24 protein-coding genes are annotated in these 20801 nt (G+C 57.7%); 16 read left to right on the top strand and 8 right to left on the bottom strand.

Annotation, left to right across the window (positions count from 1 at the left end):
* The first annotated feature begins 48 nt into the window (after positions 1 to 48).
* The 9 genes from alr (at position 49) to PEL8287_RS01620 (ending at position 8003) form a co-directional block, all read left to right on the top strand.
* Positions 49 to 1086, top strand: coding sequence for an alanine racemase (alr, locus tag PEL8287_RS01660; protein ID WP_085890608.1), 1038 nt, complete (start codon positions 49 to 51; stop codon positions 1084 to 1086).
* Positions 1083 to 1868 carry an MlaE family ABC transporter permease gene (locus tag PEL8287_RS01655; protein WP_085890607.1) on the top strand — a complete coding sequence of 262 codons (786 nt, stop codon included), beginning with the start codon at positions 1083 to 1085 and terminating at the stop codon, positions 1866 to 1868. The genes alr and PEL8287_RS01655 overlap by 4 nt, the downstream gene beginning before the upstream one ends.
* The gene (locus PEL8287_RS01650; protein ID WP_085890606.1) at positions 1865 to 2611 is read left to right on the top strand and encodes an ABC transporter ATP-binding protein; all 747 of its coding nucleotides are present in this window, start codon (positions 1865 to 1867) and stop codon (positions 2609 to 2611) included. The genes PEL8287_RS01655 and PEL8287_RS01650 overlap by 4 nt, the downstream gene beginning before the upstream one ends.
* Positions 2612 to 3012: 401 nt before the next feature.
* Positions 3013 to 3498 carry a paraquat-inducible protein A gene (locus PEL8287_RS01645; protein ID WP_085890959.1) on the top strand — a complete coding sequence of 162 codons (486 nt, stop codon included), beginning with the start codon at positions 3013 to 3015 and terminating at the stop codon, positions 3496 to 3498.
* A gap of 76 nt (positions 3499 to 3574) precedes the next feature.
* On the top strand, positions 3575 to 4939 hold the full coding sequence (radA, locus tag PEL8287_RS01640; RefSeq protein ID WP_085890958.1) for a DNA repair protein RadA: 1365 nt from the start codon (positions 3575 to 3577) through the stop codon (positions 4937 to 4939).
* A 26-nt stretch (positions 4940 to 4965) separates the two neighbouring features.
* Positions 4966 to 5526, top strand: coding sequence for a CvpA family protein (locus PEL8287_RS01635; protein ID WP_085890605.1), 561 nt, complete (start codon positions 4966 to 4968; stop codon positions 5524 to 5526).
* Positions 5527 to 5642: 116 nt separating this feature from the next.
* Entirely contained in the window at positions 5643 to 7097 is a 1455-nt protein-coding gene (gene purF, locus PEL8287_RS01630; RefSeq protein ID WP_139837684.1) for an amidophosphoribosyltransferase, read from the top strand.
* A 169-nt stretch (positions 7098 to 7266) separates the two neighbouring features.
* Complete coding sequence (locus PEL8287_RS01625; protein ID WP_139837663.1) at positions 7267 to 7530, top strand: pilus assembly protein PilP; 264 nt, start codon at positions 7267 to 7269, stop codon at positions 7528 to 7530.
* 35 nt (positions 7531 to 7565) lie between these two features.
* Positions 7566 to 8003, top strand: coding sequence for a DUF1284 domain-containing protein (locus tag PEL8287_RS01620; protein ID WP_085890957.1), 438 nt, complete (start codon positions 7566 to 7568; stop codon positions 8001 to 8003).
* Positions 8004 to 8036: 33 nt separating this feature from the next.
* Here PEL8287_RS01620 and PEL8287_RS01615 read toward each other — a convergent pair whose 3' ends face one another.
* Positions 8037 to 8606 (bottom strand): biotin transporter BioY, encoded by a 570-nt coding sequence (locus PEL8287_RS01615; protein WP_085890602.1) that lies wholly within the window; start codon positions 8604 to 8606, stop codon positions 8037 to 8039.
* A 110-nt stretch (positions 8607 to 8716) separates the two neighbouring features.
* Here PEL8287_RS01615 and PEL8287_RS01610 point away from each other — a divergent pair, with 110 nt between their 5' ends.
* From PEL8287_RS01610 to PEL8287_RS01585, 6 genes are all read left to right on the top strand, one after another.
* On the top strand, positions 8717 to 9373 hold the full coding sequence (locus tag PEL8287_RS01610; RefSeq protein WP_085890956.1) for an SDR family NAD(P)-dependent oxidoreductase: 657 nt from the start codon (positions 8717 to 8719) through the stop codon (positions 9371 to 9373).
* Positions 9374 to 9472: 99 nt separating this feature from the next.
* The gene (gene surE, locus PEL8287_RS01605) at positions 9473 to 10255 is read left to right on the top strand and encodes a 5'/3'-nucleotidase SurE (protein WP_085890601.1); all 783 of its coding nucleotides are present in this window, start codon (positions 9473 to 9475) and stop codon (positions 10253 to 10255) included.
* A complete protein-coding gene (locus tag PEL8287_RS01600; RefSeq protein WP_085890600.1) occupies positions 10252 to 10908 on the top strand; it encodes a protein-L-isoaspartate(D-aspartate) O-methyltransferase in 657 nt (218 codons plus the stop codon). Before surE ends, PEL8287_RS01600 begins: the two co-directional genes overlap by 4 nt.
* Positions 10909 to 10967: 59 nt before the next feature.
* Positions 10968 to 12143, top strand: a complete 1176-nt coding sequence (locus PEL8287_RS01595) for a peptidoglycan DD-metalloendopeptidase family protein (RefSeq protein ID WP_085890599.1) — start codon at positions 10968 to 10970, stop codon at positions 12141 to 12143.
* A 210-nt stretch (positions 12144 to 12353) separates the two neighbouring features.
* Positions 12354 to 13607 (top strand): PQQ-dependent sugar dehydrogenase, encoded by a 1254-nt coding sequence (locus tag PEL8287_RS01590; protein ID WP_085890598.1) that lies wholly within the window; start codon positions 12354 to 12356, stop codon positions 13605 to 13607.
* Complete coding sequence (locus tag PEL8287_RS01585) at positions 13604 to 14191, top strand: c-type cytochrome (protein WP_085890597.1); 588 nt, start codon at positions 13604 to 13606, stop codon at positions 14189 to 14191. Before PEL8287_RS01590 ends, PEL8287_RS01585 begins: the two co-directional genes overlap by 4 nt.
* 19 nt (positions 14192 to 14210) lie before the next feature.
* Here PEL8287_RS01585 and PEL8287_RS01580 read toward each other — a convergent pair whose 3' ends face one another.
* The 5 genes from PEL8287_RS01580 to PEL8287_RS01555 form a co-directional block, all read right to left on the bottom strand.
* Positions 14211 to 15005, bottom strand: coding sequence for an ATP-binding protein (locus tag PEL8287_RS01580; RefSeq protein WP_085890955.1), 795 nt, complete (start codon positions 15003 to 15005; stop codon positions 14211 to 14213).
* Between the two features lie 38 nt (positions 15006 to 15043).
* Entirely contained in the window at positions 15044 to 15943 is a 900-nt protein-coding gene (tatC, locus tag PEL8287_RS01575) for a twin-arginine translocase subunit TatC (protein ID WP_085890596.1), read from the bottom strand.
* Entirely contained in the window at positions 15940 to 16506 is a 567-nt protein-coding gene (gene tatB, locus PEL8287_RS01570; RefSeq protein ID WP_085890595.1) for a Sec-independent protein translocase protein TatB, read from the bottom strand. The genes tatC and tatB overlap by 4 nt, the downstream gene beginning before the upstream one ends.
* A gap of 6 nt (positions 16507 to 16512) precedes the next feature.
* Positions 16513 to 16737, bottom strand: coding sequence for a twin-arginine translocase TatA/TatE family subunit (locus PEL8287_RS01565; protein ID WP_085890594.1), 225 nt, complete (start codon positions 16735 to 16737; stop codon positions 16513 to 16515).
* 366 nt (positions 16738 to 17103) lie between these two features.
* Complete coding sequence (locus PEL8287_RS01555; protein WP_085890592.1) at positions 17104 to 18192, bottom strand: ABC transporter ATP-binding protein; 1089 nt, start codon at positions 18190 to 18192, stop codon at positions 17104 to 17106.
* A gap of 156 nt (positions 18193 to 18348) precedes the next feature.
* Here PEL8287_RS01555 and PEL8287_RS01550 point away from each other — a divergent pair, with 156 nt between their 5' ends.
* On the top strand, positions 18349 to 18828 hold the full coding sequence (locus PEL8287_RS01550; RefSeq protein WP_085890591.1) for a DUF2059 domain-containing protein: 480 nt from the start codon (positions 18349 to 18351) through the stop codon (positions 18826 to 18828).
* Here the strand turns inward: PEL8287_RS01550 and lpxB are convergent.
* Together lpxB and PEL8287_RS01540 are read right to left on the bottom strand one after the other, a co-directional pair.
* Entirely contained in the window at positions 18825 to 19994 is a 1170-nt protein-coding gene (gene lpxB, locus PEL8287_RS01545) for a lipid-A-disaccharide synthase (protein ID WP_085890590.1), read from the bottom strand. The two genes, PEL8287_RS01550 and lpxB, sit on opposite strands and share 4 nt — an antisense overlap.
* Complete coding sequence (locus PEL8287_RS01540) at positions 19994 to 20800, bottom strand: LpxI family protein (protein ID WP_085890589.1); 807 nt, start codon at positions 20798 to 20800, stop codon at positions 19994 to 19996. The genes lpxB and PEL8287_RS01540 overlap by 1 nt, the downstream gene beginning before the upstream one ends.
* Position 20801: the final 1 nt, after the last annotated feature.

The following is a 20801-nucleotide window of genomic DNA, read 5'->3' as shown; positions in this document are numbered from 1 at the left end:
CCGGTCTTTCCCCTTGACCCCCGCGCCAGCCATGTCAAAACGCAGCGCATGAGTACTGCACACCTGACAATCCACCTTGACGCCATCATCGCCAACTGGCGGGCGCTTAACGCCATGACCGACAGCGAGACCGCCGCCGTGGTCAAGGCTGATGCCTATGGTCTGGGCGCCGACCGCGTCGGCCGGGCGCTGGCCAACATCGGTGTACGCACCTTTTTTGTCGCCGCCGCCGAAGAAGGCGCCGCCCTGCGCCTGGCGCTGGGCCCCGGCCCGGCAATCAACATCTTTTCGGGACATATGGCGGGGGATGCCGACATGATCGGGGACCTTCAGCTTACCCCGATGATCAACTCGCTGGATCAGATGATCCGCCATGTCGAGGCGCTGCCGAAACATCCGTTCGGCCTGCAACTGGATACCGGGATGAACCGCCTGGGCATGGAGCCCGCCGAATGGGCCGCCGTGCGCGAGATCGCCCTTGCCCAGGCCCCTACCCTGATCATGAGTCACCTTGCCTGCGCTGACGAGCCCGATCATGCGATGAACGCGCAACAGCTTGCAGCCTTCCACGACATGAGCGATGGCCTTGACGTACCGCGGTCTCTGGCCAATACCGGCGGCATTCTGCTGGGCCAGCCCTACCACTTTGATCTGTCCCGGCCCGGGATCGGCCTTTATGGTGGTCTGCCCTTCGTCGATGCCCAACCGGTGGTCACGCTTGACATACCGGTCATCCAGACCCGCAAACTGGAACCGGGCGAAACCGTGGGCTATGGCAACACCTTTACCGCCACCCGCGAAACCCGCATCGCAACGATTGCCGCGGGGTACGCCGATGGCATCATCCGCGCCATGGGCCCCAAAACCCAGCTTTTTTCAGGGGGCCAGAAATGCCCGGTTGCGGGTCGCATCTCGATGGACATGATAGGCGTTGATATCACCGACCTGGATCATACCCCTAAATCATTGGAACTTTTGGGGCGTCACCAATCAGTTGACACGCTGGCAGACAATGCCGACACCATCGGTTATGAAATCCTGACATCACTGGGCACGCGTTACAAACGGCGGTATCAAAACGGATGAATTTGACCCTTGGTTTCCTCGCCGCCATCGGGCGCCATGTTTTGTCCTGGCTTGCCTCTATCGGGCGGATTGCGCTCTTTGCCGTTGATACCATCAGCCACCTGTTGCGCCCGCCGTTTTATGCGCGTGAATTCAGCCATGCTCTGATGCAGATCGGTTGGCTGTCGCTACCCGTTGTCGGCATGACCGCGCTTTTTACCGGTGGCGCGCTGGCCTTGCAGATCTACGCCGGTGGCTCGCGCTTCAATGCCGAAACCGTAGTGCCGTCGATTGTCGCCATTGGCCTCACGCGCGAACTGGGCCCGGTTCTGGGCGGCCTGATGGTTGCAGCGCGCGTGGCCTCAAGCATCGCGGCAGAGATTGGCACCATGAAGGTGACCGAGCAGATCGATGCGCTGACCACCCTGTCGACCAATCCGATGAAATACCTAACCCTGCCCCGGGTACTGGCCGCCACCCTGGCCGTGCCGGTACTGGTTGGCGTGGGCGATGTGCTGGGTATCATGGGCGGTTTTCTGGTGGGCGTCGGGCGGCTTGATTTCTCTGCCGCCACCTACCTGCACAACACCATGGACTTTCTGGAAACCTGGGATGTGGTCTCGGGCCTGATCAAGGGGGCGGCCTTTGGCTTTATCGTGGCGCTGATGGGCTGTTATCACGGAATGAATTCGGGCCGCGGCGCGCAGGGCGTGGGCCGCGCCACCAAGGCCGCCGTAGTCGCCGCATCGGTGCTGATCCTGGCCTCGAACTACCTGCTAACGGAGCTCTTTTTCTCGGCATGATCGAACTCAAGGATGTCCATAAGGCCTTTGGCAGCAAACACGTTCTGCGCGGAATCAATCTGACGATTGAATCCGGCACCTCGATGGTGATTATCGGCGGCTCGGGCACCGGCAAATCCGTGGCGCTTAAATGTATCCTTGGCCTTATCAAACCCGACAGCGGCATGATTTCGCTGGATGGAAAGGATGTGACAAAAGGCGACCGGGATGCGTTTCTGGCCCGCTTTGGCATGCTGTTTCAGGGGGGCGCGCTGTTTGATTCCCTGCCCGTCTGGCAGAACGTCGCCTTCCGTCTGCTGCGCGGATCGCTGAAACGCCCCGTTGCCGAGGCGCGCGAGATCGCCATTGAAAAACTTCGCCGGGTCGGGCTGAAACCCGATGTGGCCGATCTGTTTCCGTCCGAGCTTTCAGGTGGCATGCAGAAACGTGTGGGCCTAGCCCGTGCCATCGCCGCCGAACCCGAGATCATCTTTTTCGACGAGCCGACCACCGGCCTTGATCCGATCATGGCAGGCGTCATCAACGAACTGATCCGCGAGATCGTAACCGAGATGGGCGCCACCGCCATGACCATCACCCACGACATGACATCGGTGCGCGCCATCGCCGACAACATCGCCATGCTGCATGACGGCGTGATCAAATGGACCGGCCCGGTGTCGCGGATCGACAATTCCGGCGATCCCTACCTTGATCAGTTCATCCACGGCAGGGCTGAGGGGCCGATTGAAGCGGTGAGATAGACCTTTCCGAAGGGGGCGGAAATGTCGCCAGAGCCTACTGAATTACGCTTTGAAATGCCGGGCATACGCGCGATTTTGAGCTTTTGTTGCCGTTGGAGACGAGCATCAACGGGACGCGCTATGGCGATCGGTCGTTAGTATTCCGCCGCTTTAAACCAGCCAAAATCGTAAAATATCGAATCATTGTGCGAACCCTGGCCAAATCGCCGTGCCGGGGGCCGGTCATACCGAAATCATGCCTTTGGCATACCCGATTTGCGGGGGCCGCGGCCTTGAATCCGCGCGGGGCGGTTCGTCAGTTAGAGCTCTTCGCGTCGTTCAAATGGTTTACACTTACGCCCCTTGCTTGCGTGCGCCGCGCGCAGTCTTTAGGTGAGGTTGATCGTTATCATGAGGGTCCGATGCTCAAACTCGCCAACCTAGCGCTGCTTGTCCTTTTCCCCATCTCGTGGTTCGCGCCGCTTATTCGCGCAGGCTGGTTGCCGCTGTTCAGCCTGAACGAAATCAGCGTCATCTCGGGCCTGCAGAGCCTGTGGGATTCGGATGTCTTTCTTGCGCTGGTCGTGACGTTCCTGGCGCTCTTCGCGCCCTATGCTAAAACCATCGGTCTGGCGCTCATTCACTTTGGCCTGTTGCGCCGCAAGGTGCTGCCGGCGCTGCAAATCCTGGGGAAGCTGGCGATGGCAGATGTTTTTCTGGTCGCGGTCTATATCACCCTGTCCAAAGGCATTGGTGTGGGCCGGGTTGAAACGGCCTGGGGGCTATATCTGTTTACTGCCTGCATTCTGGTTTCTGTTTTTATAGGTCATTTCACGCAAAAATCGGCGACGACACAAAGGATTGTCGCCCAAAGCGAAACAAACGAAACCACCGACTCTCATATCTGACCTACCGCCTTTGACCACTCGGCCCTGTTGAATTCTGGGTTTGACGCTGACGCGTGCTTGGGGCATCACGCTGGCTATGGCGAAAAGCGTTTCCTTTTCCTGCACGGCCTGCGGCGCGGCTCATACCAGATGGTCGGGGCGCTGTGACGCCTGTGGTGAATGGAATTCCATTGTTGAAGATACGCCACTTTCCACCGGACCTGCGTCAAAGTCTCTGGGCTCAAAACGCGGCAACGCCATCCAGCTTACCGATCTGTCGGCGCAGGAGGTCCCGCCGCCGCGTACCAATTCCGGCATCAACGAACTTGACCGTGTTCTGGGTGGCGGCATGGTTCCGGCCAGTGCCATCCTGGTGGGGGGCGATCCGGGTATCGGCAAATCCACGCTGCTGTTGCAGGCCGCCGCCCGGTTCGCCCAGGCCGGGCTGAAAACCTTTTATGTATCCGGTGAAGAGGCCAGTGCGCAGGTAAGAATGCGCGCCGCCCGTCTTGGTCTTGCCGATGCGCCTGTAAAACTGGCCGCCGCGACTTCGCTGCGCGATATCCTGACCACACTGGAAGCCGAGAAGCCCGACCTTGTGGTTATCGATTCGATTCAGACTGTCTGGTCCGACGCGGTGGAAAGTGCGCCCGGCAGTGTTTCACAAGTCCGTGCTGCCGCCCATGAACTGACAAGTTTTGCCAAACGCAAAGGGACGTCCGTGGTCCTTGTTGGCCATGTCACCAAGGAGGGGCAGATCGCAGGGCCCCGCGTGGTCGAACATATGGTCGACACAGTGCTATATTTTGAAGGCGAACGCGGCCATCAGTTTCGCATTCTGCGCTGCGTCAAGAACCGCTTTGGCCCGGCCGATGAAATTGGCGTGTTCGAAATGACAGGGTCCGGATTGGCCGAGGTCGCCAACCCGTCGGCCCTGTTTCTGTCAGGTCGCGGCGATCCCAGCCCCGGGTCGGTCGTGTTTTCCGGCATTGAGGGCACCCGTCCCCTGCTGGTTGAAATGCAAGCGCTTGTCGCCCCCACCCCGCATTCACAACCGCGCCGCGCCGTTGTGGGCTGGGATGGCGCGCGACTGGCGATGATTCTGGCTGTACTGGAATCGCGCTGTGGAATCCCCTTTGCGGGCCTGGATGTTTATCTGAATGTCGCGGGCGGCCTGAAAATTTCCGAGCCCGCCGCTGATCTGGCTGTTGCCGCCGCCCTGTTGAGCGCACGCGAAGACGTGGCATTGCCCGCCGATACGGTGGTTTTTGGCGAAATCAGCCTGTCTGGTGCCCTAAGACCGGTGGGTCAGACCGAAAACAGGTTGAAAGAAGCGCAAAAACTTGGTTTCACAACCGCAATCGCACCTTCCGGTGGAAAATCGGTGGGTAGCAGCGGCCTGAAACTTATGCAAATGGGTGATCTGACCGCGTTTGTAGGTGACATTTTCGGCGCAGGGTAAACGCGCCATGGGACAGGAAGAGGCATATGGAAGGTTTCACAATCATTGACGGCGTGGTGGCGCTGGTCATCGTACTGTCGGCCCTTCTGGCCTATTCACGCGGTCTTGTCCGCGAGGCGCTGGCCATTGCTGGCTGGGTTGCCGCCGGGATCGTGGCCTTTATCTTTGCGCCACAGCTTGAACCATTGGTCAAGGAAATACCCGTTGCAGGCGAATTCATCGCCGACAGTTGCGAGCTTTCGATGATCGCGGCTTTTGCCGTGGTTTTCGCCGTTGCACTGATTGTGGCCTCATTGATTACCCCGCTGTTTTCGTCGTTAGTGCAGCGCTCGGCACTTGGTGGAATCGACCAGGGGCTGGGTTTTATCTTTGGCGTGGCGCGTGGCGTTCTGCTGGTGGCAATTGCCTATTTCGTCTACGAAACAGTCATTTCATCGCAAAATATCCAGGTAATTGACGACAGTCGCTCGGCCCGTGTGTTTGCGCGAATGACCGACAGCATCAACAGCGGCAACCCCGAACAGGCGCTTGGCTGGATCACCGAGCAATACGAAGAACTTGTCGGGTCCTGTGACAAGGGCCTGTAAGAAGGTTCCGCAAGGCAAGTTTTTGCGATAGTTTCGTGACATAGGCAGGCTGACCCCTTAAGAGGGGGGCAATCGATATAACTCGGATTCGGAGCTGCCCCGCCTTGTCCATTCAGATGCCCCCCGCGCACCCCTTTGACGATGACAAACTGAAAGAAGAGTGCGGTATCTTTGGCGTTCTTGGCGTTACTGATGCAGCAAACTTTGTGGCGCTCGGGCTGCACGCCCTTCAGCACCGCGGCCAGGAGGCCGGTGGCATCGTCTGCCATCACCCCGAGCGTGGCTTTAACTCCGCCCGCCGATTTGGCTATGTGCGCGACAATTTCACCAAACAGTCGCTGATGGAAACGCTGCCGGGGCCTTTGGCCATCGGCCATGTGCGTTATTCCACGGCAGGCGCAAAAGGACCGGCGCAGATCCGCGACGTGCAGCCGTTTTTCGGCGAGTTTTCAATGGGCGGCGCAGCAATCGCCCATAACGGCAATATCACCAATGCCGTTGCCCTGCGCAAAGAACTGATCGAACGCGGTTCGATCTTTCAGTCAGGCTCGGACAGTGAATGTATCATTCATCTGATGGCCCGCTCTTTGCAGCGCACCATCCCTGAACGGATGGAAGATGCGCTGCGCCGGGTTGAAGGAGCGTTTTCGATTGTGGCCATGACGCGGACCAAAATGATCGGCGTGCGTGATCCCCTGGGCGTGCGCCCGTTGGTTCTGGGTCAGATTGCCGATGGCTGGGTGCTTAGTTCGGAAACCTGCGCGCTGGATATCATCGGCGCCAAGTTCGTGCGCGAGATAGAACCCGGCGAGATGGTTGTGGTGTCGGATAAGGGCGTCGAAAGCCACTTTCCCTTTCGCCGCCAGTTGCCCCGTTTTTGCATCTTCGAACATGTCTATTTCTCGCGCCCCGATTCCATCATCGGCGGCCGTTCGGTGTACGAAAACCGGCGCCAGATCGGTGTGGAGCTGGCCAAGGAAAGCCCCGTGGACGCCGATCTTGTCTGTCCCGTGCCCGACAGCGGCACCCCGGCGGCGATCGGTTTCAGCCAGCAAAGCGGCATTCCCTATGCCATGGGGATCATCCGTAATCAGTATATGGGCCGGACCTTTATCGAACCGACCGAACAGATCCGCAACATGGGTGTGCGTCTCAAGCTGAATGTGAACCGCGCCCTTATTCAGGGTAAACGCGTTATTCTGGTGGATGACAGTGTGGTGCGTGGAACGACCAGCCGCAAGATCAAGGAAATGATTCTGGATGCCGGCGCCGCCGAGGTCCATTTCCGTATCGCCTCGCCGCCCACCGCCTGGCCCTGTTTTTACGGGGTCGACACGCCGCAACGTGAAAAACTTCTGGCCGCCACCATGTCCGAGGATGAAATGCGCGATCACCTTCAGGTCGACAGCCTCAGGTTCATCTCGCTTGACGGGCTTTACCGCGCTGTGGGCGAGGCACAGGGACGCAATGCAAAATGCCCGCAATATTGCGATGCATGTTTCTCGGGGGAATACCCGGTTGCGCCGTCTGATATGATTGAAAACGGGTTCCAACTAAAAGCCGCCGAATAACTTTTACTGACGTTGCCAAACGGAACGCTGCAGATGCAATGCTGCGTTGCAGCAAGTTCTCGCCGATACTCTTAACACCTGCTTTTCTTTCCCATGCCGCGTTGATACCTGCCTTTTCTGCACCGGAGCGCACCCTGCGGTTCCGGCAGAGATATCAGGCGAAATCCCGTTGTCACAAAACACAGATACCCCGAGGGAAACGCTGCTTACAGCAACGCTCCATGATGCTTTGCCAGCGTCGCGTCTGGCCTTGCTGGGCACGATTATCAAACCCGATAGCGTGTCCGCCCTTGTGCGTGTCGGCGCTACCAAGGTTCAAAACGTTACCATTGGCGATTGGGTCGACGGCGCAATGGTGGTTGCAATCGACGAAGGCGTCATGGTTCTGTCTGAATCTGGTCAGACCCGCAAGCTTACCCTGCCCGGTGATTGACAAACGGGCCGTTTTTCCACCAAAAGGCCTTTGACATGGCCCTTCCAACCGTTACGTTCCGTCCGCACCACTTTCTTTGCTCGCTGGGTTTTCAGGGCAAAGGTTATTCCGATGGCTTTACCGCCAACATGGCGCGCATCGTGGTGGAAGGTCTGCGCGCGCCCGGTGGTGACGATACCCTGATCGAAGTGACAGGCGCCACCGATGACATCTGCGCACCATGCCCCAAACGCCGTGGGCAGATATGTGATGCGCAGGAAAAGATCGCCGCACTGGATTCCCGTCATGCCCGCGCACTTGGCCTGTTCTCGGGCACCTGCCTGACATGGGCCGAGGCCAAGCGGCGCATTGTAAAACGCGTGCCACCCGGTGCGTTGCAAAATCTCTGCAGCGGCTGCCAGTGGCTGGATCTGGGTCTATGTGAACAGGCGCTTTTCGATCTGCACACCGAAACGAAAAACGCCGCCCCCTGAGGGACGGCGCCATATACCCAATATGCACAGGGTTTAGCCCTTGCGCGCGCGCATTGTAGCCCAGCCACCGGCGACAACCATCGCGGCAATCACTGCTTTGACAGCATCACCCAGCAGGAAGGGGCTCATCCAGTAGGTCCACAGTTCGGGCATGCTCTTGCCCAGAACCGCCGCAGGCCACGCCAGACCGGGCACATACAGCAACGCCGAAATGGCGATGCCGCAGACGGCTGTCGTGACAACACCGCGCGCCAGACCCTTTTCAACCGCAAGACCGGCCAGATACGCCATGCCGACAAAGCCAAAGAGGAAACCGGCGGTCGGCCCCATCAGGGCTGCGCCGTTCATGCCATTGGCAAACACCGGCAGACCCATGGCGCCCTCGGCCAGATAGGCCAGCAGGGTCACCGCCCCAAGGCGCGAGCCGAAGGTCAGGCCAACAATCAGGATGGCCAGTGTCTGTAGCGTCAGCGGTACGGGAAAGAACGGCACACTGACCTGAGCAGCCAGCGCAATGAAGAACGAGCCGCCCAGAACAAGGCCGGCCTTACGTAGCAGTGTTTCCTGACCGATGACGGCCTTGGCTAGAACAGTATTGCGCATTGGCTTGCGTCCTTTGATTTGTTTAATTTGCGTAACTTTTTCGCTGCACGTGCAAAAAAGTCAAGCGAATGCCCTTGATTATTATGCCCACTGGTGGGATTTGCCGCATTATGACCGATAAAAACAACTTAAAAATCGCCCTTGTCACCGGCGCCTCGCGGGGTCTGGGGGCTGCTTTGGCAGAAATCCTTGCCGAAACCCATCATATCGTGGCCGTCGGCCGCACCACTGGTGCGCTGGAAGAGCTGGATGACCGCATTCAGGCGGCCGGGGGGCAGGCCACACTGGCACCGATGGATATTACCAACATGGATGCCATGGCGCAGCTTTGCCGATCGATCTTTGATCGCTGGGGCGCGGTTGATATCTGGGCACATACCGCAATCCATGCCGCCCCGCTGACACCGGCCGCGCATCTTGATGCCAAGGACTGGGCAAAATCGGTAGCGACCAATATCACCGCCACGGGCCAGCTGATCCCTTTCATCGCGCCGTTGCTGGGGGTTAGCGGTAAAGCGCTATTCTTTGACGATGCCACCACAGCGGGGGCCAAATTTTTTGCCGCCTACGGCGCCACCAAAGCCGCACAGATCGCGGTGGCCCGAAGCTGGCAGGCCGAAACCGTAAAAACCGGCCCGCGTGTTCACATCCTTTCGCCCGCGCCCATGCCGACCGCCACACGTGCTCGATTTTTCCCCGGCGAGGATCGCAACCCGTTGGCCGATCCGCGCGCTGAAGCGCGCCGGTTGCTTGATACCATTGAATAACCTTTCATTCTGAGCCATCCCGGCCCCAAAGCCATTGCGGTGCTTGCCGCTGGACCGCCGCAGCGATAGACAGGAGCAAGGGCAGTCAGGGAAGAAAAAATGCGTATTCTCATCACCAATGACGACGGTATCAACGCTCCGGGACTTGAGGTGATGCATCAGATTGCCACCGAACTTGCGGGTCCGGATGGTGAAGTCTGGACCGTGGCCCCCGCGTTTGAGCAATCGGGCGTCGGACACTGCATTTCCTTTACGCAGCCGATGATGGTCAGCCAGATGGGCGAACGCCGTTATGCCACCCAGGGCAGCCCGGCAGATTGCGTGCTTGCCGGTGTGCATGACATCATGAAAGGCACCCTGCCCGATCTGGTGCTTTCGGGTGTCAACCGGGGCAACAATTCGGCGGAAAACGCTGTCTATTCGGGTACCGTCGGCGCGGCAATGGAAGCCGCGCTGCAGGGCATACCCGCCGTCGCCCTCAGCCAATATTACGGCCCTGCCAACAGGGACATTGACGACACCTTTGAGGCCGCCCGAATGCACGGGTTACAAACCCTGCGTACCTTGCTTGACAAGGGGGTGTGGACCAAAGACGACTACGGCATATTTTATAACATCAACTTCCCGCCGGTGCCTGCAAACGAGGTCAAAGGCGTGCGCGCCGCCCCTCAGGGATTTCGCCGCGACATGGGCTTTGGTGTTCAGCCGCACGATTCGCCCTCGGGAAGGCGCTTCCTGTGGGTCACAGGTGCGCCGCAACAGCAGCCCACCATGCCCGGTTCGGACGCGGACGTGAATCTGCAGGGCTACATCTCGGTCACACCGATGCGGGCCGATCTTACGGCGCATGACGCGCTGGAGCTGCTGAAAGCTATCGAATGACCGAAGACGCAGACGATATCGCCGAACGCAAGATGCAGTTCCTGTTTGCGCTGCGCTCGAAAGGGGTGACAGATGCGCGGGTTCTTACGGCGATGGAAAAGGTTGACCGCGGTCCGTTTATACGTGGCTATTTCACTGACCGCGCCTACGAGGATATGCCACTGCCGATTGCCTGCGGTCAGACGATCAGCCAGCCTTCGGTTGTGGGGCTGATGACACAGGCGCTGAAACTCACCCCGCGAGACAAGGTTCTTGAAGTGGGGACCGGCTCTGGATATCAGGCCGCCATTCTAAGCCACCTTGTGCGACGGGTTTATACGGTCGACCGTCACAAACGCCTTGTGACCGAGGCCAGCGCGATTTTTCAGGAACTGGACCTGACAAATATTACCGCCCTTACCGCCGACGGCAGCTTTGGCCTGCCGGATCAGGCGCCGTTCGACCGCATCATCGTTACCGCTGCTGCCGAAGACCCACCCGGGCCACTCTTGGCGCAACTCAGAATCGGGGGTATCATGGTGGTACCGGTCGGACAGTCAGATGCCGTTCAAAGCCTGATCCGTGTAACGCGGCACGAGACGGGGTTCGACTATGACGAATTGCGACCGGTACGGTTTGTGCCCCTTGTCGAAGGGCTGGGGCGTGACGGTTAGCGTAACGAGGATCTGAAGTAGAAACAAAGCCCCGAAAACAAGGGGCAAATTATGAGGACATGATCGAGATGACCTTCCATATTCGCCCTGGGTTGCTGGTGGTCAGCACAGCGCTGATGGCAGTTACCGCCTGTAGCGAGCCGATTGATCTGGACTTTCGCGGTGCTTTTGGCAATGCCCCCAGCACCGCCGCCGCAGCCCGCAACGCAGTTTCCGACCGACCAGAACCGGACGCGCGTGGTATAATCTCTTATCCGGGCTATCAGGTTGCCGTGGCACAACGCGGCGATAATCTGGCCAGTCTGGCGGCGCGGATTGGCGCTGATCCGCAGGCCCTGGCCCGTTACAACGGCATCCAGACAGGTGACCCCCTGCGCGACGGAGAAATCATTGCCCTGCCCGGCCGTGTCTCTGAACCTGCCGGCGGCCCGATTCACGCCCCGGCAGGTGTCGACATAACCACACTGGCCGATGGCGCCATCAGAAAAGCTGATGCAAACAAAGTTGAAACCACAACCCTTGCCCCCAGTTCGCAAGTCGGGATCCAGCCGATCCGTCACCGGGTGGAACGGGGCGAAACCGCCTTTACCATCGCGCGTCTATACAACGTCTCGATCCGCAGCCTTGCCGAGTGGAACGGGTTGGGTAGCGATTTCTCGGTGCGCGAAGGTCAGTATTTGCTGATCCCGGTGGCGCCTCCGGGTGAGCAGGTCAAACCGTTTGATTCTGCTGAAGTTCAGGCAGTCGAACCGCCGGGCGCGGGATCACTTACGCCGACACCACCAAGCGCCAGCAAGCCTTTGCCAGCGGAAAAAACCGTTCCGAAATCAACGCCGGTGAAATCAAGCGCTCCAAATCTGGGCACGACCCAGACAGTGGCAAGCAATTCACGCATGGCCTATCCGGTGCGCGGCGACATCATCCGCGAATATGCCAAAGGCAAGAACGATGGTATCGACATCGCGGCCAACCCGGGTACAGCGGTCAAGGCAGCGGCGAACGGCGTTGTCGCCGCGATCACGGAAGACACCAATGGTATTCCGATCATCGTGGTCAAACATCCCAACAACCTGCTGACGGTCTATTCCAATATAGGCAATCTGGCGGTCAAAAAAGGGGATTCGGTAAAGCGCGGGCAAAAGCTTGCTGAAATCCGGCGTTCGGGCACGGCCGCGCTTCACTTTGAGGTACGCGAAGGCTTCGACAGTGTGGATCCGATACCTTATCTGGGCTGATCAAAACCCATCGGACCACCGGATGTTCTGGTAGAGATCCGGAGGGATTCTTCCCTCGCAGGCGGGTTTGGCCCATTTCTTTACGACCACAGCATTTCGCCCTGTGTACAGGGCGAAATGCTGTATTGCCGCCGACCTTGGTAGCGATTGACAAGAAACCGGCGCACGACGTTTTATTTCCGGGTGACTAAATCAATTCGGGAGGAAAACATGAAACGCGTATGGACGTTAACTGCTGCGCTGGCACTGGGCGTTGGAATGGCATCGGCACAGTCAGCCGATGTTCCAGACAACCTGGAAAAACTATCCAGTTTTCAGACCACAGGCGTGACCGATTTCACCTTTGTTGATCAATCGGGCCCTTACGCAGATGGAATCAAGAAAACACTTGAGCGCATTACCCTGCCCCCCGGCTTTAATATTTCGCTTTATGCAGTTGTCCCCGACGCCCGCAACATGGCTGTGGGGCCGCAGGGCATCGTGACCTTCGTTGGCACCCGCAAAGACAAAGTCTGGTCCGTCACCGATCGCAACAAGGATGGTGTTGCTGACGAGGTCAAGGATTTCGCACCGTCACTGGATTTTACCATCCCCAACGGGCCGTGTTTCTCGAAGGATGGGTTTTTATATATTGCCGAGCAAAACCGCGTACTTCTTTTCCCCGCAGCAGAGTTCTTTTACGAAAGCCCCGATGTGGCGGCTTTCAACCTGGTGGCGCAGGGCGATCTGATCCCGGCATCCGAGGAAAGTTTCAACCATACGGCACGAGTCTGTAAAATCGGACCAGATGGCAAGATCTATATCTCTCTTGGTCAGCCCTTCAACGTTTCTCCCCCCGAAAAGCTGGCACTTTACAAGGAAAAGGGTATTGGCGGCATCATCCGCATGAATACCGATGGCACAGGCCGCGAGGTTTATACCTACGGCGTGCGCAACTCGGTCGGGCATGACTTTCACCCCGTCACAGGGGAATTATGGTTCACCGATAATCAGGTGGATGGCATGGGGGATGATATCCCGCCGGGCGAATTGAACCGCCAGACCGCCATGGGCCAGCATTTCGGACATCCGTGGTATGGCGGTGGCAGTGTTCGGACGAACGAGTACAAGAATCAAGAAGTCCCTGTTGAAGTTGTCATGCCAGCCGTTGAGATGGTTGCCCACGCCGCCGATCTGGGTATGGAATTCTATGACGGTAAAATGTTCCCGGCCAAATACAAGAACGCCATTTTCTCGGCTCAGCATGGATCGTGGAACCGCACCGAACCTGTTGGCGCGCGGGTCATGGTGACCTTCATTGACGACGAGGGCAATGCCACGTCCGAGCCTTTTGCCGAAGGCTGGCTGAATGAAAACGGCGAATATCTTGGCCGTCCAGCTGCCATCGCCGAATTGCGAGACGGCTCGATCCTTGTCTCGGACGATCTGGCCGGGGCAATCTACAGGATCAGTTACGGCGAATGAAACAGATCATCATCACAGCCCTTGGCGGGGTTTTCCTCGCCGGGGTTACTTTTGCCCAGGAGGTCCTGAACGGGGACCCCGAGCAAGGCCGACAGATATCGGGCCAATGCCGTACCTGCCATGGGGTGGACGGGTTTGCCAAAATCCCTATCGCACCGCATATCGGCGGCGAGCCGGCCCCGTATCTTGCTTCGCAGCTTACCGCGTTTCGCGACGGGACTCGTGAGCATGAAATGATGAGTGTTGTGGCAAAGGGCCTTACCGATAGCCAGATTGCCGATCTTGCCGCCTGGTACAGTGCGCAACAGGCCACCGCAACTCTTGCGCCGGGTGTTATCGCCGCCTTTGCCCCTGAGGGCTGCACGGGTTGCCATGGCGAAGATGGCATGGGCCGGGCCGAAGATGTTCCCAATCTCGCGGGCGAGTCCAACATCTATATCGAAACGCAGCTCAAGGCGTTTCGATCTGGCAAACGCAAGCATGAAATCATGTCGGATATCGCCGCCGATCTCAGCGATTCGGACATTCGGGCGGTCGCAAAATGGTATGGAAACGTGAAACTGACGATCAAGATGACGGAATAGGCGTTTCGTCTGCTTTGGATCAGATCGCCACACCCTTGCGTCCGGCAAGGTCTGTGAAGTATTGCCAGGCCACCCGACCGGACCGTGATCCGCGCGTTGCCTGCCATTCGATGGCCTCGGCGCGCAATGTGTCATCGTCAATTCTGACACCGTGGGCATCACAATAGCCACGGATCATCGCCAGGTATTCGTCCTGATCACAAGGATGGAAACCCAGCCACAACCCGAACCGATCTGACAATGAAACCTTTTCTTCGACCGCCTCGGACGGGCTGATCGCGCTGGACCGTTCGTTTTCGATCATGTCACGCGGCATCAGGTGGCGGCGGTTAGACGTGGCATAAAACACCACATTTTCCGGCCTCCCCTCGATTCCGCCATCCAGAACCGCCTTAAGCGATTTGTAATGCTGGTCGTCATGGCTGAACGACAGATCGTCACAAAACAGCAAGAAACGTTCACCGCTTTCGCGCAACAGGTTCAGCAGCCGACCGACACTTGGCAGATCTTCACGCTGCAATTCGACGATCTTCAACCCCAGTCCCTGGGCCCGCACAGCGGCATGCACGGCCTTCACAAGGCTAGATTTTCCCATGCCCCGCGCGCCCCAAAGCAGTGCGTTATTCGCGGGCAACCCCCTGGCAAATTGCAGCGTGTTTTCCAGTAGCGTGTCCCGCGCCCGGTTGATCCCCACCAGCAAAGACATCTCGACCCGGCTGACGTCGGGCACGGGTTGCAAGCGGTCGGGGTCCACATGCCAGACAAAGGCATCAGCGGCATTGAAATCTGGGGATGCCAGGGGCGCCGGGCTCATCCGTTCCAGCGCGTCGGCAATCCGTTCCAGGGCCTCACTCACGACTTGGCCCCTTCGTCGGCCTCATCTTCACCAAAGTCAGCGGTCATGGGGTCTTCGTCCTCGTCGTCGTCTACCCATAGGCCCTGCGCCCGCAACTCGGCCTCGCGCTTGATTTCAACCCGCTTCACCAATTGGATCGAGACCTCATAAAGACCGTAGACGACCACAAACAGGATCACCTGAGTGATAACATCGGGAGGCGTAACCAACGCGGCCAGCACAAGAATGCCAACAACCGCGTATTTGCGAACGCTGCGCAACCCCTGCGCGCTGACCAGTCCGGCCTTACCCATCAGGGTCAGCAGAACAGGCAATTGAAAGCAAAGACCGAAGGCCACGATGAATTTTATCGTCAGCCGCAGATATTCCTGCGCAGACCCCTGAAACGCAATTGCAGCGATCCCGCCGCTTTTTGCATCGTCTTCGCCGATAAGAGATCCGGCCTGCTGGAAGCCCAGGAAAAAGTCAAAAGCCAGCGGCGTGACCACGTAGAAGGCAAAGCTTGCGCCCAGGAAAAACATGAACGGCGAAGCTACCAGAAACGGCAGGAACGCACCTTTTTCTGATTTATACAGACCCGGCGCCACAAACCGCCACATCTGGTAGGAAATGTAGGGAAAGGATAGCACCAGCCCCCCCAGAAGCGAGATCGAGATCGCGACAAAGAACCCTTCCTGCAGCTTGATCAGGATCAGCCCGCAATCGGACTGGCCGCGTTCCATCATTGCCGAGCACAGCGGATGGGTCAGAAAATTGAAGATCGGGTTCCAGATGGTGAAACAGATCACCATACCGATGATGAAAGCGACAACAGAATGGATCAGCCTTGTGCGCAGTTCTGCCAGATGTTCGATCAGCGGTGCGCTGCTGTCCTCAATGTTATCCGGAGAACTCATGCTTTGCCCTCAGTCTTCTTTTTAGCAGCGGTTTTCCTGGCCGTGGTTTTTTGAGGTGCGGCCTTTGCCGGCGCTTTCGTCGCTGTCTTTTTGGCTGCAGGCTTGGGCGCAGGCGCTTTTTTCGCAGCAGGCTTTTTGGTGGCGGGCTTTTCAGCAGCAGGTTTGGCCGCTTCAGCTTTGGCTGCATCTTCGGCCACTTTACGCTCGGTCGCCAGTTCAGCGGCCTTTTCGCGGATCTTGTCGGCCTGTGCCTGACGTTCTTCGCTAAGCTTGGGTTTGCCGCTTTCCATAGTCTGCTTGGTAAAGCTGTCTGTGGCTTTCTTGACATCGTCCAAGGCAGAATTCAGCGGATTGCTCGCCTTTTTCAGCGTATCCTGAATATCGCCGACACCCGAATTGTCGGCAGCGTCATTCATAGCCTGGCTGAACTCACGCGCCATGCCTTTGGCTTTGCCGATAAATTTGCCCAGGGTCTTGAACATACCCGGCAAATCTTTTGGCCCCACGACGATCAACGCCACGATGCCGATCAGCAGCAGCTCGGTCCAGCCAAGGTCGAACATCTAGGTTCAGGCCTTGTCTTTTTCGTCTTCGGGCGTCACGTCCTTGGCCGCATCCGCAGCGTCGGTCGCTTCGTCTTCCAATTCTTTGGTACCTTCAGCCACGCCCTTTTTGAACGAGGTGATGCCTTTGCCGACCTCGCCCATCAACGATGAGATTTTGCCGCGTCCAAAAAGCACCAGCACCACAACTGCGATAAGCAGAAGGCCCGGCAGGCCAATATTATTCAACATGTCATCTTCTCCCTATGTCGGGGCCAGTTTTGGTCGGCCCCGGCAATTTCGTCAACCGTATCTAATCCGTCAACGCGCAGGTTGAAAGAACCAAAGCGCCATCACCCGGTTTAAATTAACAAAAATCTTCTGATGGACCGATTTTTAATACCGTTTAAACCGGCGCGAAGCCCCCTGCAATGACTGTGAGCGATGGCGATGCCATCGCAATCAACGCGTGAATTGCTTCGATGCCGCTGATGCGCAGCCCATAATCGGTTTTCCAGCGCCAGTTCGTCTGGCCGGGCGTAACGCTTGATCGGATTCGGGCGCGCCAGAAACAAGGGCGTGTTTTTTTGCAAGAACGTAGATTTTTGCCTGACTTCTTCAGTCTTTCTTAACCGGAAAGACAAAACACCGGTCCCTGCGGATCATCAACCACAAAGGTTTCCCGGGGCTGGGCAGAAAAACGTTTGGCACAGTTGCGCGCAGGGTTGACCCATCGTGGTCCATCTTGAACTCGATCAGGCTTTCACTGCCCATGAATCTTGCGCGCCTCACCACACCCCTTGCGGCAGTTCCGTATTCGATGGTTGGGTCGGGGCCCCGGCCCTGACGGTCAAAATCTATCTTCATGTGCTGCGGCCGGATGACAATATCTACTTCGTTGCCCTCATGCGCGCCCGGTGCCAGAAACTGGCCAAAAGCCGTCTGCACCAAAGATCCTTCTACCCTGCCGCGGATCACATTGATGTCGCTGAAGAATGCAACCGAATCTCGGTCAACCGGGGCGTTATAAATGTTGTAGGGAGCACCTTGCTGTATAATCCGCCCATCCCGCATCAACGCAATTTCATCCGCCATGCGCATTGCTTCTTCCGGTTCGTGGGTTACCAGCAATACCGCCGTATCCTGTTCTCGCAGGATATCAAGCGTTTCATCGCGAATACCATCGCGCAAGCGGTTATCCAGCCCCGAAAACGGTTCATCCATCAGCATTATCCGTGGCCGGGGCGCCAGTGCACGCGCCAGCGCAACCCGCTGCTGCTCGCCCCCCGACAGCTCGTGTGGATAGCTGTCAACAAAGCGTCCCATGCCGACGCGCTTCAATAACTCCAGGACCCGCTTGTCCATTTCCGTCTTATCGCCTGACAGGCCGAACGCCACATTCGCGCCGACAGTCAGATGCGGAAACAACGCAAAATCCTGAAACATCAAACCAATATGGCGCCGTTCGGGAGGAACCCGGAAAACAGTGTCACAAATCAGGCTGCCATCCACCCAGATCTCGCCGCTGTCCTGCATCTCGACGCCCGCGATCATCCGCAATGTCGTGGATTTGCCGCAGCCCGATGGCCCCAGCAAGCAGGTCACCTGCCCCGGCCCCACCCGCAACGACACATCGTCAACAACAACGCGCCCGTCATAGCGGCGGGTCAGGTTCCTGATCTCAAGTCTTGGAGTCTCGAGCTGCACTTCGGCCTCATGGTTATCCGATCAAATTGATCGGAATTATTCAGGCCAGATAACAACCCTGCCCGCCCGACGCAAGTCATCTGAACTGATTCCACCATTGACACCATCGCCACAGAATGTTCGGGTAAGCCGGTATTTCATCCAAGGAGTTATTCCGTGACCCGCATTTTAGCCGCTGTTTTTACTGCACTCTGCCTTACCCTTCCAGCCACCGCCCAGGATTCCGATCAGGCTGAACGCCTTGCTGTTGCACAGGAATATGTCGATGCGACAATGGCCGATATGGATATGGCGGCCTTCATCAAGCAGATGTGGATTCCGGTCATTCAACAGATGAAGAACAGCGGGAAAAACCTGTCGCCGGAACAGATCACGCAGATTGAAACGCTTTACAACGACACCCTGACCGAACCGCTGACAAATGTCATGCTGCAACAGGTCGATCTGATGGCAGAGTTGATGACCCTGGAAGAGCTTTCCGCCCTGCGGGATTTCTATAATTCCGAAGACGGTCGCGCCGTGATGCAGAAGATGCCAACCCTGTCGCAGCGCCAGCAGCCGATGATCGCAGAGATGCTGCGCAACATCACTCCCCAGATGTTGCCCAGGCTTCAGGAAATCATCTCGGGGAGCTAATGCGTATCAGCGGCCTGGTTGAAATATTTCAAAACGGCACGGGCAGCCCGCAATCCAGGTGCCTCGCCGCCGCGACCAAGCCGTTCCATGGTCACGCGCATCGCATCGGCCTGTGCGCCCGGCATCTCCATCAATTTCAATAGTGCTGCCGCAATCAAGTCAGGCCGGCAGTTGTCGCCCAGAAACTCGGGCACGTCACGGGTTTCACTTACCAGATTGACCAGAGTCAGCGTATCCACCTTTAGCATCCGGGCAATCAGTCTCCGGCTGATCCAGTTCATGTCGTATGCGATCACCATCGGCGTGTTTGCAGCGGCAAGTTCCAACGATACCGTGCCTGACGCGGCAAGCGCCCAATCCGCCGCATGAAAAGCGCAGGCCTTTTCAACCGCATAGGCAGCGGTGCTCATACCGGTCGGATCAAGTATAACCGGGCGCCCAGACCAGTCTCTGGTCATGTCCCGCACCATGCCGACAACATTCCGGGTGGTGGGCACAATCAATCGGGTGGCCGGGCGTGCCTTTAAGACTTCTTTGACTGTTTCACCGAAAACAGGGGTCAGTCGCCCGACTTCACCCTTTCGGGACCCTGGTAATACCATCAACAAAGGCTGATCCAGCAGGTCGTGTCGTGCCTTGAAAGACCGAATTTCGGTGGAATCGGGCACCGGTTCGGTCACAACCGGATGTCCGACAAAATCGCAGGCCATCCCGGCCGCTTCCATATAGGGCGGTTCAAACGGCAGCAGGGCTAAAACCTGGTCGATCATCTGTGCCATCTTGAAAGCGCGTTTTTCGCGCCAAGCCCAAACCGACGGGGCAACGTAATGCACTGTTCTTATGTTGGTTTTCTCGCGAACCTTACGTGCAACCCGCAAACAGAAATCGGGGCTGTCGATGGTTATCAGAACATCGGGATTATTTGCCAATACCGCATTCACAGTCTGGTTCAGCCTGCGCTTTAGCTGTGGATATTTCGGCAATACCTCGGCCAGCCCCATAACACTCAGCTCATCCATCGGGAAAAGGCTATTCATTCCCTCCGCTTGCATAAGCGGACCACCAACACCACAAAACTCAACGCTTTCCAGAGACTTCAATCCGGCCATCAACGCAGCGCCAAGCCTGTCACCGGACGCCTCGCCAGCGATCAGGAACACCCGCATCAAAGCACCTTTGCCGCCAGGAACAGCCCGGCCTCTTCAACGGCCTGAAGGGTCTTGTCGCGATCCAGAACCATGACCTTGTCCGCTTCGATAACTAGCCCCGCCAGCCCGGCCCGGGCCGCTGCGGTAATTGTATGGGGCCCGATTGCCGGCATATCTACCCGCAAATCCTGCCCGCGCTTGGCCGCTTTGACGTAAACACCCTTGCAATTTCGGCGGAATTTTTCGGGTGTAGCAGCAACAAACTGCAACAAAGCGTCAGTTCCCTGCACTGTCTCGATACCCAGACACTGCCCGCCCGCCACGACACAGCCCTGCCCAACATCCAAAGGCGACAATGCCATCAGAATATCCCAAGCCCTTGCAACATCGTCCAGGTCCGCATTCGACGGTGCAGATCCTACCTGCATCCCCTCAGAGGCGGTCAGGTCAGGCAGCAGTTCATGCGCGCCTACCACAGCAAACCCTTGCTCTTCGAATATCGCGATCACATCGCGCAGCAGGGCATCATCCCCCATTTGCATGGATGCCATCAATCGTGGCGCCAACTTTTGCATAACCGGGTCAAAACTGCTTGGGTCCAGCGATGGGCGTGACAATGCTCCTGCGAAAACCACGCGGTCCACCGCCTGCGATTTCAGGGCCGAAAACAGCCCGCCGAGTTCTTCGAACCGATGAACCTGAACACCGCCGTTCAAGTTATTGGTAACACCGGAAAAACCAATTCTTATCGCATCAGGATAGGCCTGAGCGATCTGAACCGGTAATGCACCGCTGCACGCCAATAGGGCAAGCCGTGCCGCCATC

It is taken from the genome of Roseovarius litorisediminis (genome assembly GCF_900172295.1).
Lineage (GTDB): Bacteria > Pseudomonadota > Alphaproteobacteria > Rhodobacterales > Rhodobacteraceae > Roseovarius > Roseovarius litorisediminis.
Note: the sequence above shows the minus strand (reverse complement) of the source record. Positions and strands in the feature narration are given on the sequence as shown.